Raw genomic sequence first — 17,457 nt, forward strand, 5'->3', positions numbered from 1 at the left:
AAGGCGCACATGACACGAGAAGGGGCGTCCCGCCGGGCGCCCCCTCTCGTTGGGGCGGCATGGCCCCATGCAAACAGTTTCATGAACCGGCACGCTTGGATCATTGTGTGCCCTATCCACAGCAGGGCGGGAGTGGGTCGGTAGTGTGGGACCATCCAACCGGTGCACCCCCGCCCCCTGCCGTGTTGGGCCCGGAGGTTGACATGACGCGTATACACAACGGCACTGTGCCCTTGGTGCTACTTGCTCTTGGGGCGGTGGTCGCATTCAGTGTGCTCGCCGTGCAAGACCCGGTGTGGGCGGTGGTCGTGATCGGAGGTGCGGTTGCGGCTGTGTCCGTGGGGTATGGAGGAGCGTGGGCAGGATCTGTGTCCGCCGCAGTGGCCGTGCTGGGGATGTCAGGGTTTATAGCCGCCCATGTGCCGAGGCTCGGTATTGCTTCGGAGGCTGCGCAGGCCTACCTCGCTGCACTGGGATTGGCGTATGGACTGTCGTTGATTACTCGGCGCCGCCTGCAGAGCAAGCTCATCTTCCCTGTCGCTGGCTACCTGTTCATTTGCGGGGCCGTGGCCTTCGCCACAATTCTCATTTCGCCGCTTCTGGCCGCACGCGGGTTCCTGGCCCTAGTTTTCCCGGTACTGGTCACCCTTGCCATCGTCGGCGTCCTTCGCCGCCACACTCGTGCTAGTGAGCAGCGAAAACGGCGATTACTGACCTTGACCGTAGTTGGAGTGTTCGTCGCCAACATCGTCGTGGCTCTACGCCAAGCGTTTATAGGATTTACCGGCCCTGAACTGACTTTGATCGACCGGTCGGTATCTACATACGGAATCGACGGCACGATCCGCAGCATGGGATTGCTGCCCACAAACCAGGACTTCGGGTTCCTCGTTGCCTGCCTTACCCCCGCTGCGCTGGTTGCTGCAACTCAACTTCCCCGCAGGCCACGGATCGCCGTCCTAATTATCGGAATCATCGGGGTGGTGGCACTGCTCACCAGTCTGACCCGCACCTCGCTCGTTGCCGCCACTGTGGCGCTACTGCTTGGGTTATTCGCCTGGGGCCGTGGTACCACTCTCGGGAGGGTAGCCAAGTACACCGCTCTCACGGGTGGGCTCTCCGCTGCCGTCTGGTGGTGGCTCTCCGCCTCATCCAGTACCCGCGCTCAGGAAACCCGCGATCGAATTCTTACTCTCACTGATCTGTCCCAAGATCGGTCCTTCCAAGACCGCTCAGGCGACGTCTACCCGCGGGCCATCGCCGCAATTAACGAAAACCTGCTTGGGGCCGGCGCAGGATCGGCAGGGCCAGTGTCACAGCGTTATCCGAGCCTCGCGCCCTACGGATCGTTAACCACCGACAACGGGTACCTAATGATCGCCGTGCAGATCGGCGTCATCGGGGCTCTCGTCTTCACGTTCATGCTTTGGGCCACCATCCGCGCCCTCACCGCCCATGTGGATGCTTATCGTGCCGCCGCTGCCACAGCCGTGCTTTCTCTGGCTGTGGCCTTCATATCGGCACAGTATTGGTCGCTGTCCGCACCCGCCGCAGTCGTTGCAGCCGTAGTCGGGCTTGGCTTCGGCAATCCGCAACGGGCACACCACAGGATCTCACCGCCCGCTCGATCACAGGCATCCGTCTAGCACCGTTCCTAAGAAGGCCCCGCCAAACGGCGGGGCCTTCTTCATACCTGCAGTGAGCCACCCCACGGGGTGGCTCTTCACATTAGAGGCCCTATGTCACCCCATCGGAAGATTTCCGGCCATTCCCAGATGAGTGTGGGTGAGAGGTAGCGCCGGGTGCGTGTCACGGGGGTTGGGTATGGGTCGAGGCCTCCAGGATGGGGGTGCTGAATCCAACCGTCCTTGAAGGCCTCGACGTGTCTCATGTTAGTTGCGCGCCAGCGTGCGCGCTCTTTGACCTGCCCGATGTCCACGTGCTCACGATCGAGCGTCACCGGTCCTCCTTCGCCCTGGTGGTCGAGACTGTGCCGTCCTTGGCGTGCTGTCCTTCCTGTGGGGTGCTCGCCATCGGTCATGGCAGGGTGCCGGTGCTGCTGCACGATCTGCCCTGCGTCGGAGTGCCGGTACGCGTGGTCTGGCGCAAGCGCCGCTACCGCTGCCACGAGACGGCCTGCGAGGTGACGACTTTCAGCGAGGTCCACGAACTGGCCGCCCCGCGGGCCAAGCTCCCCACCCGTGCGATCGCCTGGGCGGTGGCCCAGTTGCGCGCCCACGACATCGCCGTTTCGGCCCTGGCACAAATGCTCGGGGTCGCCTGGAACACCGTGTGGGATGCCGTCGCCTCGGTCGCCCAGGCCCAGTTGGCCGCCGAGGATCGGCTGGCCGGGGTGAACGCCCTCGGGGTGGACGAACATGTGTGGCGCCATGTGGGTCCGCCGGGGACCGAGTTGGTCACCGGGATCGTGGACCACTCCCGCGACAACAGCCGGCCTCGGGCGAGGCTGCTCGACCTCGTGCCGGGCCGCACCGGGACCGTCTACGCCGACTGGCTCTCGGCCCAGGGGCCGGCATTCACCAGCGGGATCCGCACGGCGACGCTGGACCCGTTCCACGGCTAAGCCAACGCCATCCGCAACGAACTCCCGGAGGCGATCACCGTTCTTGATGCCTTCCACGTGGTCAAGCTCGGCGGGCAGGTCGTCGACGAGGTCCGCCGGCGGGTGCAGCAGGACACCTTGGGCCACCGTGGGAGGGCCGGGGATCCTCTCTACGGGATCCAGCGGACCCTGCAGATCGGGGTGGAGCACCTGACCGAGAAGCAGATCCGGCGACTCAACGCGAGGCTCGAGGCCGGGGACCCGCACCACGAGGTAACGCTGGCCTGGCAGTGTTATCAGAAGCTGCGCGCGGCCTACCACGCCCGCCCTGAGACAGGTCGGCGGCTGGTCGCCGAGATCCTCGCTGCCTTCCCTTCCTGCCCGATCCCGGAGGTCGCCCGCCTCGGCTGCACACTGCGGCGGTGGCGATCGGCGATCCTGGCCTACTTCGACACCGCCAGCGCCTCGAATGGACCCACGGAGGCGATCAATGGCGTGATCGAGACGATGCGCCGGGTCGCCCGCGGCTTCCGGAACTTCGAGAACTACCGCCTACGTGCTCTGCTCGCAGCAGGTGGTCAACGGCCCTGGCGCAAGATCCCTACCCACACTTAACTGTCAAGATCCCTACCCACACTTAACTGTGAAGGCCCGCTTTGGCGCGTGGTGTCTCGTTGAGGTCGATCACAGGTCCCGTACAGCAGGGCTTCGTTAGGAAGAAGACCTGCAACGGTGGTCATGGGCTTAGATCCCTGTTTCCGACAGCGTGTGGATCAGGCTGCCCGTGAGGTGTGGCGAAATGCCCTCGTCTAATGACGCAAATATCGCATCCTGCGGTTGCCCACTGTTGGACTATGGTACTAAGTCTGTTCGTGTTATATACGCACTACGCAGAGGGCGCCTGCACCATGGCCCAGCTGGAGTAAACTAGTGCGCTATTGCGGTCATCATCAAGATGTGGATGATTGGACGACCTGTGTACTTGAGACGCTTCGCTGATGTGTATTTTGGAATCGTCGCTCGACCAGCCAGTAAAAACCGACACAGACTGCCAAGACAGTCGGAACCACTACTAAAGTCAAAAACAAATATTGCAACCAGGTTGGCAAATTCCAGTGTAGAGTCAACAGATTAGCTAGCCCAATCAAAGGGCTATGTAATAAATAAACACTATAGGAGACTAGCCCTAGACGTATCATAAGTGCGGATTTAAAAAAATTGATGACACGCGATTCTATGCCAGCTAGCGAGGCTCGCCCCAGGATTACAAGGCTGGCCGCAAACAAAATTCCAACAAGGCTTTCTGATGCCCATGGATGGGAATGCATCCAGTTCCATGCTCCGAAAAGAACGACCACAGTACATAAGGTCAGCATTTTAGTCGCCCGTAGTAACCATAAAAGTTCCCAGTTCGCATTTAGTGTTGAATAGGCTGCGAGCATTCCAAGTGAGAATAGGCCTATGAGCCATGGGTGAGCGTATGGGAAGCGTCCAAATAATAGTGCAACGCTCAGGCTTGCCACCAAAAGGCCTGATGCGACAATTATCGGGTTGACGCGCCGCCATAGCGGCAAAATCACAAGAGGCATCAGAAAGTAAATTTGCCATTCGACTGCAATCGACCACAGGGGTCCGTTAATTTGGCCAATCCATGATCCGCTCATGTCGTGTATAAGGAGCAGGTGGGAAATCGTGCCCCCGATAGTTACCGGAACTTTTGTGTCCCATTGCGTCCCAGAGGGTTCCTGCATGATAGGAAATGTGGCAATCAGGATCAAACTGATTGCCAGTGCCGCATAGTACGGAGGGAGTATGCGACGAGCGCGACGTCCAATGTAGCGCTTGAAGCTCGTCCGGAGCTTGAACTCTCGCTGCATGGCTATGGGTAACATGAGAACGTAGCCACTTAGTACGATAAATATGGGAACTCCCAGGTATCCGTATCCCAAAAACCAGCCCAAAATGGGCAAATCGTTATACGCATCGCCTGTGTGGCCAGTGAACAAAAACGCGTGATACAGCACGATTGTTAGTGCGGCGGCCCCGCGGATTCCGTCTAGATAGGGCAATTCAATGCGTTTGTCGCTCATGAGATAATAGTTTCGCGTCCTTGCATCAACCGAGTCTCGCGGTATTGTTTTAACTTTTTGGGCTTAGGCATATTGGGGCGCAATTTTTCAAGGATTAGGTGCTTTTTTTTAGTAGGCTCCTTCTTTGGCAACAACCGCCTTGAAGGTGCGGCCCAAGATCAGCATGTCCTGCACCGGGGACCAGTTCTCCACGTAGTAGAGGTCTAGCCGTACAGACTGCTCCCAGTCGAGGTTCGAGCGGCCGGAGACCTGCCACAGGCCAGTAATGCCCGGTCGCACGCGCAGCCGGCGGTGGACGTAGTCCTCGTACTGCTCCACCTCGGAGGGGAGCGGGGGGCGGGGGCCCACCAGGGACATCTCGCCCTTGAGCACGTTGAGGAACTGGGGGAGCTCGTCGAGGCTGTAGCGGCGCATCCACTTGCCGGGGGCGGTGACGCGGGGGTCGTCCTTCATCTTGAACAGCAGGCCGGCGCCCTCGTTCTGCTCCTTGAGGCGCTGGAGGACCTGCTCGGCGTCGGTGCGCATGCTGCGGAACTTCAGCATTTTAAAGCGGGAGCCGTCCTGGCCGATGCGCTCCTGGGCGAAGAAGGCCGGGCCTTTGTCGTGCGTCTTGACGATCAGCGTCAGGGCGAGCAGGGCGGGGGAGAGGACCAGCAGGGCGGCGCCGGAGCCGAGGATGTCCATAAGGCGCTTGGTCATGGCGCGGCTGCGGCTCAGCTTGGGGGTGGCCACGTGGATGAGGGGGAGGCCGGCCACCTGCTGCATGTGGATGCGGGGGCCGGCGATGTCGGTGAGGCCGGTGTCCATGACCAGGCGGATGTGGGCGTCGGCGAGCTGCCAGCTGAGATGGCGGATCTCCGTGGTGCCCAGGGGAACGTTGGAGGACAGGACGACGGTCTCGATGTCGCGCTCGTGGCACGCGTCGACGATGCCCTCCACGGTGGGACGCGCACCCGGGGCGAGCGCATTCGGGGGGAGGCTCATGCGCTGCAGCTCTGCGGGGACCGGCTTGCGGGTCTCGGGGACGTAGATGGCGGCCGCGTCGAGTCCGGAGGTGGGGTGCTGACGCAGGGACTTGATGAGGTCGCACGTGCCGGCCAGCCGGCCCACCACCATGGTCTTGGACAGTGCCTCGCCCTTGTACCGGGCTTTGACCAGCCGGTCCCGCACGAGAAAGCGGCCGAGGATCAAAAATCCCAGGCCGAGGGGGAGGGCCAGGAGGACGTAGCTGCGGGCCGTGGGGAGGTCGAAGCCGAAGGAGATGATCGCGATGGCGCCGAAGAGGATGAGGCTCGAGTGAACGACCTGCCGGGTCTCCTCGAGGCCGTGGCCGATGAGGCGGACGTCCCGGGCGCCGCGGGCGCCCAGGTGCATCCACCAGAACACAGCGAGAGCAGCGCCCACGATCCAGTAGGGGACAGAGACGTCTCCGCCGAGGTGCAGACCGGCGTTCTCCAGCTGGAAGCGGAGCAGGTGGGCGCCGATGAGGGTGACGATGAGCGCCAGGCCGTCGGCCCAGCGCATGCGGGTGAGGTAGGCGGATCGCCAGCCGGAACGGGAGGCGGCGTCGCGAGCGGTGGTGCGGGTGCTGTTGAGCTGCGGACGCCGGTGGTCGTCCGCTCGGCTGATCTCGTTGACCTTGAGCATGGTGGTGCTCCCTCCCCGAAAAAGCACGCGGCCACCTGGGGTATCTCCTCCCAGCCCGTGGGGGAGACGGTGGACCGCGCGCTGCGTTGCACTTGTCGCCAGTTTAGTGGCGCAAATCGATGAAACCGGCTCTATGACGAAAGGTGTTTGCGTCTGCACTCGCCTGTGCCGAGAACTCGCGGGACGGCGTCGTGCCTAGTGGTGACGGGGATCACGTCGTCGGGCGGGGAAGTTGACCCGACGGTGGCGGTGCCATTTTCTGTCCCCCACTCGGGGGACGGCGGCATTGTGGTGCCGGCCGTTCAGGCGGCGCGGGCTGCCGGCGCGGTGTGGCTGGCGGTGCGGAGTTGCTCGGCCTTGAGGCGGCGGAGGTTCAGGGCCAGGCAGCTGGGGGCATAGGCCGGGCGAACCACGACGGGCGTGCCCTCGTGGCCGTGGGTGGCGAGAATCTCGCCCAGGGCTGCCTCGTGGCGCTCGAGGACAACGTGGCCGAAGTAGTGGTCGTTGAAGAGGTCGGCCAGTTCCAGGGCGTAGGCCCAGGTGGGGGTGCCGACCTCCATGGACGCCTTCGGGCAGTCCCAGTCGCTCGGGGTGCCGGCGGTGCGCAGCTGGTTGCGCAGCACGCGGTCGAGGGCCTCGGGGGTGAAGGCCAGGGTGAGCTCGGCGACGTCCTCGACGATGTCGAGCTCCAGGAGGGTGAGTCCCGCGGGGGAGCAGGACTCGAGGTAGTGCTGGATGTCAGTGGCAAGGTGGGAGGTGCGCATTGGATTCTCTCTTGTCCGTCGAGGGGTACGGATCTTCGGGTCCTCCGAGCGTATCGGGGCAACGGCCCTAGTGGGGGCCGTTTTTTGTCCCCACATGGTCCCCTTCGGACCGGACAAAAGTCTATTGTCAGCCTCTTGTTCCTATGCGGAGAGTGGTTCGGGGTGGACCATTGTCCAGGCGGTGTTTCCGGAGTGTGTCGGGGGCCACACGCGCTGCGCTGACTGTCGGAGCAGGACTGCGTGAATTCATACGTGTACTGATTACTTTCCGGGCGCGGATACGCTGGAGCGGTGAATCCTCCTGAGCGCGCGCGGGGCGGGCGGTCGTCGTCCGGAACAGTGCTTTTGGCTGATCTGGTGCGCGACATCGGGGGAACGCTCGCCGCGGGCAACGTCCTCGTTGACCCGGTGGTGCGCCGGGTGGTGGAGGACCACCGCGAGGCCGGTCCGGACGACCTCTTCGTCGCCCTGCAGGGCGGCCGCGGGCACGGCGTCCAGCACGCCGCAGCGGCGGTCGACGCCGGGGCGGTCGCGGTGCTCACCGACCGCCGCGGGGTGCAGATCCTGGGTCGGTCGCTGGAGGTGCCGGTGGTCGTCGTCGACGATCCGCGCGCCGCGCTGGGCCCGGTGGCGGCCCGGCTGCAGGGCCACCCGGCCGCGGACCTGACGATGCTGGGGATCACGGGCACCAACGGGAAGACCACCACCGCCTATCTCCTCGAAGCGGCCCTGGTCCGCCTGGGCCGCCGACCCGGGCTGCTGAGCTCACCGGAGACCGTGGTGGGCGACCGTCGCCGGCCCAGCGCGGTCACCACCCCCGCCGCCCCGCGACTGCAGGAGCTGCTGGCGCAGATGCGGGACGCGGGCAACGACTCCTGCGTCATGGAGGTCAGCAGCCACGCCCTGGACCAGCACCGGGTGGACGGCATCCACTACAGCGTGGTCGCCTTCACCAACCTCTCCCACGAGCACCTGGACTACCACGGGGACATGGCGACCTACTTCGCCGCCAAGGCGCGTCTCTTCACCCCCGAGTTCACGTCCCGGGCGGTGGTGGTGGTCGACGACGACGCCGGCCGCCGTCTCCGCGACCTGGCTGGCCGCCGCGGGGTGACCGTGGTGAGCCTGGCCAACGATCCCGGGGTGGACGCGCAGTGGCACATCGTGGGGGAGCGGGGCGAGGACGCGTTCCTCCTCCAGGGCCCGGCCGGCAACCTGGCGCTGCGGACGCCGCTGCCCGGCGAGCACAACCGGACCGACACCGCGGTGGCCGCGCTGATGCTGCTCGAGCTCGGGCTGTCGCCGTCCGAGGTGACTGCCGCTCTCGACGGGCCGGTGAGCGTTCCCGGCCGGATGGAGCACGTGGACCTCGGCCCGGGGTGGCCGACCGTCGTCGTCGACTTCGCCCACACCCCGGACGCGCTCGCGTCCTCGGCCGCCGCGATGCGGGCGCGCACGCGGGGGCGGCTTGTGGTGACGGTGAGCTCGGGCGGGGACCGCGACCCCACGAAGCGGGAACCCGCCGGAGTCGCGGCCGTGGAGTCCGGCGCCGACGTGGTCCTGGTGACGGACGACAACCCCCGCACGGAGGACCCGGCCGCCATCCGCGCCGCCGTGATGCGGGGTGTCCGCCGAGCCGTGGCGGCGCGGCGGTCCGCCGGTCTGCTCGTGCCCGAGGTCGTCGAGCTGCCGTCCCGGCGGGAGGCCATTAAGTTCGCCCTCGAGACGGCCGGACCGGACGGCACGGTGGTGCTCAACGGCAGGGGGCACGAGCAGTGGATGGAGATCGGCCCGCGGGGGAGCCGGGTGCCGTTCGTGGACCGCGACGAGGTTCTCGCGGCAGCCGCCGCCATTCTGCGCGCTCGCTGACCGCGCCGTGGCGCTGCGTCCCGGGGCGAGGACCCGCCCCTTCCGCGCCGCGAGTGCGCCTCTGGTTAGAGTGCGGGGGTGGGAATGGCAATCGTGGGCGTCCTGGTGATCGTCCTGATGGTGGCGGTCACGGGTCTTTCGCGGAGGCTCGGCGTGGCCGCGCCTCTGCTCCTGGTGGTGGTGGGACTGACGCTGTCCTACGCCCCTGGGGTGCCGGACATCGAGGTGCCCCCCGAGTGGATCCTCACCGGAGTGCTTCCCCCGCTGCTGTACGCGGCCGCGATCAAGGTCCCGGTCATCGACTTCCGCCGCAACCTCGGGGCCATCACCAGCCTGTCCGTGGTCCTGGTGCTGGTGTCCGCCCTGATCACGGGGCTGGTGCTCTACGCCCTGCTCCCGGACCTGAACCTGGCCGCGGCCATCGCGCTGGGGGCCGTGGTCAGCCCGCCGGACGCCGTGGCGGCCACCTCGATCGGCAAGCGGCTGGGCCTGCCGCCGCGGCTGGTGACGGTGCTCGAGGGCGAGGGTCTGGTCAACGACGCCACCGCCCTGGTGCTGCTGCGCAGTGCCCTGGCCGTGGCGGCAGGGACCATGTCCGGCGTGTGGAGCGGGGTCGCCGACTTCGGCTACGCCGTGGTCGGCGCCGTGGCCGTGGGCCTGCTCGTCGGTGTGGTCACCGTCGCCGTGCGCGCCAGGATCGACGACCCCGTGCTGGACACGGCCCTGTCCTTCGTCGTGCCGTTCCTGGCCTTCATCCCCGCGGAGGAGCTCGGGGCCTCCGGGGTGCTGGCCGTGGTGGTGGCCGGGCTGTGCACCGGTCACCGCGGCGCGGCCGTGCTGGGTGCCCAGGCCAGGATCGGCGACGACGTGAACTGGCGCACTGTGCAGTTCCTGCTCGAGAGCGCGGTGTTCCTGCTCATGGGCCTGGAGCTGCACGACCTGGTGGACGACATCGACCAGGACCTGCTGAGCATTCGCAGCACCGTGCTGCTCGGCCTGCTGATCACCGCCGTCCTCCTCGTCGTCAGGCTCGCGTGGGTCTTCCCGCTGGTCCTCCTCCTGCGCCGGCGGGCGGACCGGGCCGAGCACCGGGCTATGCGCCTGTGGCTGGGCCTGGAGCAGGCGCGCGAGCGCCCTGCCGACCCCCGGCGGGCGCGTCGGCGCAGGCTGCTCCGGCGCCTCTACGCCCAGCGCCGGGCCGACCTGGAGCAGGAGCGCCGTGAAGGCCTGGGCTGGCAAGGCGCCGCGGTCCTGGGCTGGTCCGGCATGCGCGGGGTGGTGACCCTGGCGGCGGCACAGTCCCTGCCCGGCACGGTGCCCTACCGGGAGCAGCTGGTGCTCATCGCCTTCACCGTGGCGGTCACCACCCTGCTGCTGCAGGGCGGCACCCTGCCCGCACTCATCCGGGCTCTCGGCATCCGCGGCGTCGACACCACCGCGGATCTGCGGGCGTCCGCGGCCCTGTTCGACGAGATCGCCGACGCTGGGCTGCGGGTCCTCGACGCGCCGGGGGCGGTCCTGGGCGACGGCGCGGCCGTGGACCCCGACGTCGTCGAGCGCGTCCGCCAGGACACCTTCCTGCGCAGCGAGTCCGCCTGGGAGCGGGCCCACGCCCGCGAGGAGAAGGACGCTCCCACCCCCCACCACCAGTACCGGCAGCTGCGCCTGGCCGTGGTCCGCGCGGAGCGCGAAGCCCTGCTCGCCGTCCGCCGGGAGGGGAAGTACCCCTCGAGGATCCTGGCCGACGCCCAGCGCGTCCTGGACGTCGAGGAGGCCAGGCTGCGACCGCGCACCTCGGAGCACTAGCTGGAATGTCCAGGGAGGCTGTCCTGCCTCGGCACGCCCAGCATCCCGCCGCGACCGCGGAGCTCCGTCGTCGTTGCCCCCTCCTGCCACGCGTGACGCGGTGGCCTGCTGTGCGGGTCTACGCGACGAACACGCAGAACGGGTGCCCGGCGGGATCGACGAACACGTACAGCGGTTCGTCCGGGTCGTCCGCACGATCGAGCAGCTGCTCGGCGCCCAGCCGTCCGATGACGCAGGAGCACCCCACCCGCGCAACGGGTGGGGTGCTCCTGCGTCTCATAAGGGGAGCGCCCTGGCTGCCCCTGTCGTCCTGGTCTCAGTGCTTCCAGGCGCGGTCGTAGTCCTTCTCGTCCTCGTCGGCCTTCTCGTCCTCATCCTCGTCGTCGTCGGCCTTGTCGTCGTACTCCCACGTGAACTCGTGGTGGTACTTCTCGTCGTCGTCCTTGTCGCCGTTCTCGTTCTCGTCGTGGAACCAGTGCTTGCCGTCGTACTGCCAGACGTGCTCGTGGTGGTACTTCTCGTCGTCGTCCTTGTCGCCGTTCTCGTTCTCGTCGTGGAACCAGTTCTTGACGTCGTACTCGTCGTCGTCCTTCTCGTCGTCCTTTTCGTCCTTCTCTTGGTCATCACTGGATTTGTCTTCGTAATCACCCTTAGACTCGTGGTCATAGTCCCCGCCCGCGAACGCGGGCGTACCCAGTGAGCCTCCGAGGAGGGCGGCCGCGATGGCCGCACCGGCGAGAGTCTTGTGCAGATCGTTCATGGTGTCCCCTATAAAGGGCATGACGAAGAAGTCGCCATGCGCGCGAAAGAGAATTTGTCCAGGCCTGTGAGACAGGCCTTCCCCGAGAACCGGGTGACACCACCGTAGAAGGGGATTTGCGCGGGGTTCAAGAGGCCGACTAGGGCAAACGACAATATGGCACGGCTTCTTCGCGCCCTCTTCCTCCCTGGACGGGGTGGCCTGGGCGGGTCAACAGGACGACCTGCACCTCGAGGCGCCCGCTGGTTAGTGACCGGTGAGTCACCTGTATTCCTGCACGTCATCGCGGGGTTTGGTGCCGCTGGAACCATGGCCGACCCATCGGAGCCGACGCTTCCCGGTGGTGTGACAGGCGGGCTTACGGGTCCCACTGAGGACCCCCGCGACCATCAGTACTATGACGGTTCGGCGCTCTTTGTGACAGCGCCACTGGGGCCACCCGTCTTCCCGCAAGTACTGATCCATGGGTCTCAAGTCCGACCGCCCGCGCAGGGCGCCGAAGGCACGGGAAGCTGGCAGGTGCGGGACACGCCCCTGTTACCCAGCTCACGGAGGCTGGGAGTGGGCAGGTGCTTCCGCCGGTCCACGCAGCGTCCCGGAAGGAATCCCACCATGACCGTGACCCTCAGCATCCTCACCGCCTCCACTCCCGCCGGGGCGGTGGAGTGGGCCTGCCTGTTCTCCTACCAGCTGCCCTCCGGCCACGACCCGGGTCTCGAGGCCGTGCTCGAGTCCATGACCGAGGGCCGGCGCCTCCCCGGGCACACCTACGTGTGGGCGGACTACCGGGTCCCGGTCGAGCTGGTCCCCGCCTGCCTGCTGGACACCGAGCACGAGGCGGAGATCAGCCACGGGCGGATCACCGGGTTCCACGGGGTGGACCTCGTGTCCGTGGTGGCCGACTGTGAAGTGGCCCGAGCGGTGCTGGTCGAACCAGCGAGTCCCGGTGCGGCCGACGGGGTCCTGGTTCCGGCCGCCTGAGCCGTCCGATGGCGACCCCGACGCGCTAGCATTTGCGATGGTCACCTACCCCCGGGGTGGCGCCCCCCGCCGTCGGAAGAGCCCTGTCGTGGACCCCCTCGCAGCCCACCCCTCACCGGTCCCGTGGCAGTTCCACGAGCTGTCCCTGCGCGGGCGGGTGGTGGTGAGCCAGCTGCCGCAGGCCGTCACCACGTTCCTGCTCTTCCTGGTCCTGGCGGTCGTCCAGGCATCCATGCTGGCCGACCCCCTGGTGCGGTGGGCCGGCGGACTCACCCTCGCCCTGACCCTGGCGTGCGCCCTGGTCCCCTGGGACCGGCTGCCCTACCGCTCCTACCTGGTGATCCCGGTGCTGGACTTCGTGCCGATCGGTCTCCTGTTCGAGGGCCTGTTCCCGCAGGTCCTCGGAGTGCCGTTCCTGGCGGCCCTGCCCGTGCTCTGGCTGGTCGCCTCGGCCCAGCTGCCCCGGGCGGCCGCCCCGCTGGGGGCGCTGCTGACCGTGGCGATGCTGTGGGTGCCGCTGCTGCTGCGGCCAGGGCCGATCACCCTCACGGCCCTGGGCAGTCCCTTGCTGATCCCGTTAATGATGCTGGCCATCGGCACCATGGCCCAGATCCTGACCAACAGCACCGAGGCCAAGGACGCGCAGCTGCGCCACCTGCTGGCCGCCGGCGCCCGCCGCGAGCGCCTGCTCAGCACCGTGCTGGACTCGGTGGACGTCGGGGTGCTGGCCCTGGACGAGACCGGCCGCCCCCTGCTCACCAACAACGGGCACCTGCACGCCCACGCCCAGCAGCGCCTGGCCCGCACGTCGTCGTCCTCGGCGATCCCGGTGCTGTACGACGGGGCAGGCGCCCCCTTGTCTCCCACGGCCCGGCCGATCGCCCGCGCGGTGGCGGGGGAGTCCTTCTCCGCCGACCTGGTGCGCGTGGGCGAGCCCCCCGCTCAGCAGGTGCTGTCCGTGACCGCTCGCGTCATGCGCGACGAGCACGGACGGGCGGAGGGATCCGTGCTGTCCTTCAGCGACGTCACCGAGCTCGTGGACGCCCTGCAGGCCAAGGACGAGTTCGTGGCCGGCATCTCCCACGAGCTGCGCACCCCGCTGACGTCCATCCGCGGCTACACGGAGCTGCTGGCCATGGACGACCGGCTGCCCGGCTCCGCGCAGACCGGTCTGGAGGTGATCGAGCGCAACGCCGACCAGCTGCTGAGCCTGGTCGACGACCTCCTGAACTCCCACCGGGACGCCGCCGACCTGCACGTCGTCCCCGCGGATCTCGTGGCGCTGCTCGAGCAGTCCGCCGAGGTCGCCCAGCCGCATGCCGATCGGGCCGGGATCGCCGTGAAGGCCTGGGCGCCGGACAGCATGGTGGTCGACTGCGACCCCGTGCGCATGCGCCAGGTGCTGGACAACCTCATCTCCAACGCCATCAAGTACTCGCCCGCCAACAGCTCGGTGTTCGTCCTGGGGACCCAGTCGGGCGACTCCGTCCTGGTGCAGGTGATCGACCACGGCCACGGCATGTCCCCGGAGGACGTCCGCCGGGTGTTCGAGAAGTTCTACCGCGGCGCCACCGCCCGGATGAGCACCGCCCCCGGCCTGGGCATCGGGCTCGCCCTGAGCAAGGCCATCGTGGAGCAGCACGGCGGCACCCTGACCTGCCACAGCACGCTGGGCGAGGGCACCGTGTTCACCTTGGCGCTGCCGATGACCGCACCGCAGGACGTGGCTCCGACCGCCGAGATCGGACGACGAGGCCCCGACCGTAGCGCCGCCGCCGGAGCGTGAGTGCCGGACCCGGCTGAGACCCTGCGTGCGCAGAAAGGTCCCGCCGGTGTTCCGGCGGGACCTTTTCGGGACTGACCGATGGATCAGTGCTTGTTGTCGACGTACTGAACTTTGTACCAGGTGTTGTGCTTCTTGTACTGGCAGACCTTGTACCAGTGCTTCACGTTGTGCTTCTCGACGTACTTGGCGTGCTTGTGCGCCCAGTCGTACTTGACGTGGCACTTGTCGGCGGCGTACTTGGCGGCCCAGTCGTGGTGACTGTGCTTGTAGTGCTCCACGGCGTGCCACTTCTTGTACTTGTGGTCGTACTTCCAGTGGCTGAATTGGATGTACTTGTCGTGCTTCTCGTACTTCTTCTCAACGCTTTGCTGGCTGGCTGCGGTGCTGACGGATGTGGCTTCCGAAACGCCTGCCGATGCCGAAGCCGGTGCGACGAACGCTCCGGTCATGAGCGCGCCGGCCATCATGGCGGCGGCGATCCTCCCGCGCAGATTTTTCATTCTTTCCCCCGATGAGTGGACGATATCGAGCCTACGCCCCTGGTCAGAGGCCATTTCGGGGTTGCGGTCAAGATCCGGCACCAGGTGCGTCACGAGTCGGAACTACCGGGACGTATGCGGTTCGATTGATGTCGCAGGTCGTGCGAGCCGTCCGCCCCGTCGGAGGCGCAGCCCCCTCGACTGCCCAAGGACCACATGACCCCCGCGTAGCGCATCTCCGGGAAGGTGGTGGCCACCGCGGTCACCGCCGCCCTCGGCACGGAAGGGTGCCGTCGGTGCGGACCGAGCGCCACGATGGCGGAGAATCCGCCCCTGGGGGCCGAAGATCTAGGGAGCTGGAACGCGAGGACCTGACGCTGCGCTGCCGGCGGCCTCTCACAACAGACTCCTGCGGGCGTCAGAGTCCGTCACGTGGGCCGTCCCCTGCATGACGCCGGATAACCTGAGAGCCAGCAGAACGTCCAGCAGGCCGTGTCTGTTCTGATCGTTGCTCGTGCCGGTTAGGGGACATCGGCGGCGGCAACGTCCTCCTGTGCGAAGTCGACTTCACCTGACGAAGTCGGCATGTGTGCGTGGGCCACGGGGTCAACAGTACCGATCGTCCTGCCATCAATCTGAGGAAGTACATGGCCACTCCCACGATAACCGCGCCGAGCTCACCGACCTCGCAGAAATCAGGGTTTCGCAGCGACATCCAAGGGTTGCGTGCGATCGCCGTTCTCCTCGTGATCGTGTACCACTCGGGGGTGGAAGTCTTCAGCGGCGGATATGTCGGCGTCGACGTGTTCTTCGTCATCTCCGGTTTCCTGATCACCACCCATCTCCTGGAGACGCTCCAACGCCACGGGACTGTCGATCTGACCAGCTTCTATGCGCGGAGGGCCAGGAGAATCCTGCCGGCCGCCTTCACCGTGCTGGTCCTCAGCCTTGTGGCCGCCCTGATCTGGATGCCGCCGCTACAGCTGGAATCAGTCTTCCGGGGAGCTATGGCGACAGCTCTCTACGTGCCTAACATGCTCTTCGGTCTGCAGGGCACCAACTATCTGGACGAGGGTACGACATCTCTCTTCCAGCACTACTGGTCACTGGGTATCGAGGAGCAGTTCTATCTCGTCTGGCCGGCTCTCCTGCTGATCGCATACCGGCTGTGCCGGAGGTCGGAGCGGGCGCTGTTCTGCGTGGTCGCAGCGCTGGTCGCGATGTCCTTCGCTGCATGTCTCACCGTGATGCCGGTGTCCCAGCCCCTGGCCTTCTTCTCTCTCCCCACTCGGGCGTGGGAACTCGGCATCGGGGTACTGGTCGCTTTTCTGCTGCGCTCTGGTGCCGGACGGCTGCGGGACCCTCTCTGGGGTGTGCTTGCCTGGCTCGGCGTGGTCACCCTCGTGCTGGTCGCGGTGGTGTACGACGCCCAAACCCCGTTCCCTGGCTATCACGCCGCGGTGCCGGTGTTGGCAACGGCCCTGGTCATCATCGGAGGGATGTCAGGGCGGCACAATCCATCCCGGCTGCTCAGCGTGCGACCGCTGCAGTTCATCGGCGTCATCTCCTACTCGCTGTACCTGGTGCACTGGCCCCTGCAGGTGCTTCCCCAGGCGGCCGCCGGGAACACCGATTCCCTGCCCTTGTGGGCAACAGTGCTGCTCGGGGTGCTCAGCGTGCCCCTGGCGTACGGGCTCTATCGCCTCGTCGAGGACCCGTTCCGGCGTCCACGACGCCTCACCGGCACCACCCACGCGCACACTCTCGTCCTGCTTCTGGGCACCTCCGGGCTGATCGTGGCCCTGACGTTCGCCACGATGCTCGTGACCCTGCGGTTGCCCTTGGACGCAGGTCACCCGGCGGCAGTCACCGCGGCGACGACCTCTCCGATGGGAACCGATTTCGTGCCCTCCAATCTCACTCCGGCACTCCGGGACGCAGCCGGCGACAACCCGGCGATCTACGACAACGGGTGCCTCCGCGGGTTCGTATCCACCGACGCGTCCCCGTGCCGGTACGGGGACAACGACGACGCCCCCACCGTCGTCCTGTTCGGGGACAGTCATGCCGCCTCCTGGTTCCCCGGACTGCATTCACTCGCCGACCGAGGACACATTCGGCTGGAGGTCAACACGAAGAGCTCGTGCCCCTCCGTGGACGTGCCCGTGCTGCGCAACAGCCTGGCCTTCGCCGCCTGTGACCAGTGGCGAGATGGTGTCCTCAAGCGCATCGACCAGGACCGGCCGGACGTGGTCCTGTTGGCCAACTATCGGGTCAGCCCACTGGCGGGAGGCAACGACAACTTCGCCGACCGATGGGAGGCGGGGCTGACCTCTACGATCGCGGCCATGCCCGAGGACAGCGCGGTCGGTGTCCTCGCCGATGTCCCGGACATGCAGGCAAACCCGTCGATCTGTCTCTCCCATCGGCTCCACGAGGCCACCTCGTGCGACCGGCGACGCACGGACGTCCTCGACGAGTCCGTCTCGGCCGCGGAGAGGAGCGCAGCAAAGGCCGCCGGCGCCGAGGTCCTGGACATGAACCGGTACCTGTGCGGAAAAGTCACCTGCCCGACAATCATCGGCAACGAACTCGTCTACCGGGATGCCCACCACTTGACGGCCACGTTCAGTGCCTCACTGGCGGAACCGCTGAGAGCAGCTCTCGCGCCTCTGCTGAAGTGACCGCTGTCGCACGGAGGTGTTGGTCCCA

The 17,457-nt window shown here is 66.5% G+C and carries 13 protein-coding genes and 1 pseudogene; 8 read left to right on the forward strand and 6 right to left on the reverse strand.

Translation table 11 applies throughout. The annotated features are described in order from the left end of the window. The first annotated feature begins 368 nt into the window (after positions 1-368). From RF647_RS03640 to RF647_RS03650, 3 genes are all read left to right on the forward strand, one after another. Positions 369-1,646 (forward strand): O-antigen ligase family protein, encoded by a 1,278-nt coding sequence (locus RF647_RS03640; RefSeq protein WP_368810553.1) that lies wholly within the window; start codon positions 369-371, stop codon positions 1,644-1,646. A 203-nt stretch (positions 1,647-1,849) separates the two neighbouring features. Beyond that, positions 1,850-2,584, forward strand: coding sequence for a helix-turn-helix domain-containing protein (locus RF647_RS03645; protein ID WP_368810554.1), 735 nt, complete (start codon positions 1,850-1,852; stop codon positions 2,582-2,584). Positions 2,585-2,593: 9 nt separating this feature from the next. Further along, positions 2,594-3,178, forward strand: coding sequence for a transposase (locus RF647_RS03650; protein WP_368810714.1), 585 nt, complete (start codon positions 2,594-2,596; stop codon positions 3,176-3,178). A gap of 335 nt (positions 3,179-3,513) precedes the next feature. Here the strand turns inward: RF647_RS03650 and RF647_RS03655 are convergent, their stop codons facing one another. From RF647_RS03655 to RF647_RS03665, 3 genes are all read right to left on the reverse strand, one after another. Beyond that, complete coding sequence (locus RF647_RS03655; protein ID WP_368810555.1) at positions 3,514-4,653, reverse strand: acyltransferase family protein; 1,140 nt, start codon at positions 4,651-4,653, stop codon at positions 3,514-3,516. A gap of 108 nt (positions 4,654-4,761) precedes the next feature. Continuing rightward, the gene (locus tag RF647_RS03660; RefSeq protein WP_368810556.1) at positions 4,762-6,300 is read right to left on the reverse strand and encodes a sugar transferase; all 1,539 of its coding nucleotides are present in this window, start codon (positions 6,298-6,300) and stop codon (positions 4,762-4,764) included. A 302-nt stretch (positions 6,301-6,602) separates the two neighbouring features. Then, entirely contained in the window at positions 6,603-7,064 is a 462-nt protein-coding gene (locus RF647_RS03665) for a hypothetical protein (RefSeq protein ID WP_368810557.1), read from the reverse strand. Between the two features lie 339 nt (positions 7,065-7,403). On the opposite strand from RF647_RS03665, the gene RF647_RS03670 reads away from it, so the two are divergent. Further along, positions 7,404-8,933, forward strand: a complete 1,530-nt coding sequence (locus RF647_RS03670) for a Mur ligase family protein (protein ID WP_368810715.1) — start codon at positions 7,404-7,406, stop codon at positions 8,931-8,933. An 84-nt stretch (positions 8,934-9,017) separates the two neighbouring features. Continuing rightward, positions 9,018-10,739 (forward strand): cation:proton antiporter, encoded by a 1,722-nt coding sequence (locus RF647_RS03675; RefSeq protein ID WP_368810716.1) that lies wholly within the window; start codon positions 9,018-9,020, stop codon positions 10,737-10,739. A 118-nt stretch (positions 10,740-10,857) separates the two neighbouring features. Here the strand turns inward: RF647_RS03675 and RF647_RS03680 are convergent. Continuing rightward, positions 10,858-10,959, reverse strand: a pseudogene (locus RF647_RS03680) (VOC family protein); the annotation flags it as partial. Positions 10,960-11,055: 96 nt separating this feature from the next. Beyond that, positions 11,056-11,499, reverse strand: coding sequence for a hypothetical protein (locus RF647_RS03685; RefSeq protein WP_368810558.1), 444 nt, complete (start codon positions 11,497-11,499; stop codon positions 11,056-11,058). A 612-nt stretch (positions 11,500-12,111) separates the two neighbouring features. Here RF647_RS03685 and RF647_RS03690 point away from each other — a divergent pair. Together RF647_RS03690 and RF647_RS03695 are read left to right on the forward strand one after the other, a co-directional pair. Then, positions 12,112-12,480 (forward strand): hypothetical protein, encoded by a 369-nt coding sequence (locus RF647_RS03690; protein WP_368810559.1) that lies wholly within the window; start codon positions 12,112-12,114, stop codon positions 12,478-12,480. 88 nt (positions 12,481-12,568) lie between these two features. Continuing rightward, entirely contained in the window at positions 12,569-14,266 is a 1,698-nt protein-coding gene (locus tag RF647_RS03695) for a sensor histidine kinase (RefSeq protein WP_368810560.1), read from the forward strand. 83 nt (positions 14,267-14,349) lie between these two features. Here RF647_RS03695 and RF647_RS03700 read toward each other — a convergent pair whose 3' ends face one another. Then, positions 14,350-14,859: a hypothetical protein gene (locus RF647_RS03700; protein WP_368810561.1), complete on the reverse strand. Its 510-nt coding sequence runs from the start codon at positions 14,857-14,859 to the stop codon at positions 14,350-14,352. Between the two features lie 533 nt (positions 14,860-15,392). Between RF647_RS03700 and RF647_RS03705 the strand changes: the two genes are divergently transcribed. Further along, positions 15,393-17,429, forward strand: coding sequence for an acyltransferase family protein (locus RF647_RS03705; RefSeq protein WP_368810562.1), 2,037 nt, complete (start codon positions 15,393-15,395; stop codon positions 17,427-17,429). Positions 17,430-17,457 lie beyond the last annotated feature (28 nt).

The organism is Kocuria sp. CPCC 205263 (assembly GCF_040981075.1).
GTDB classification, from domain to species: Bacteria; Actinomycetota; Actinomycetes; order Actinomycetales; family Micrococcaceae; genus Kocuria; species Kocuria rosea.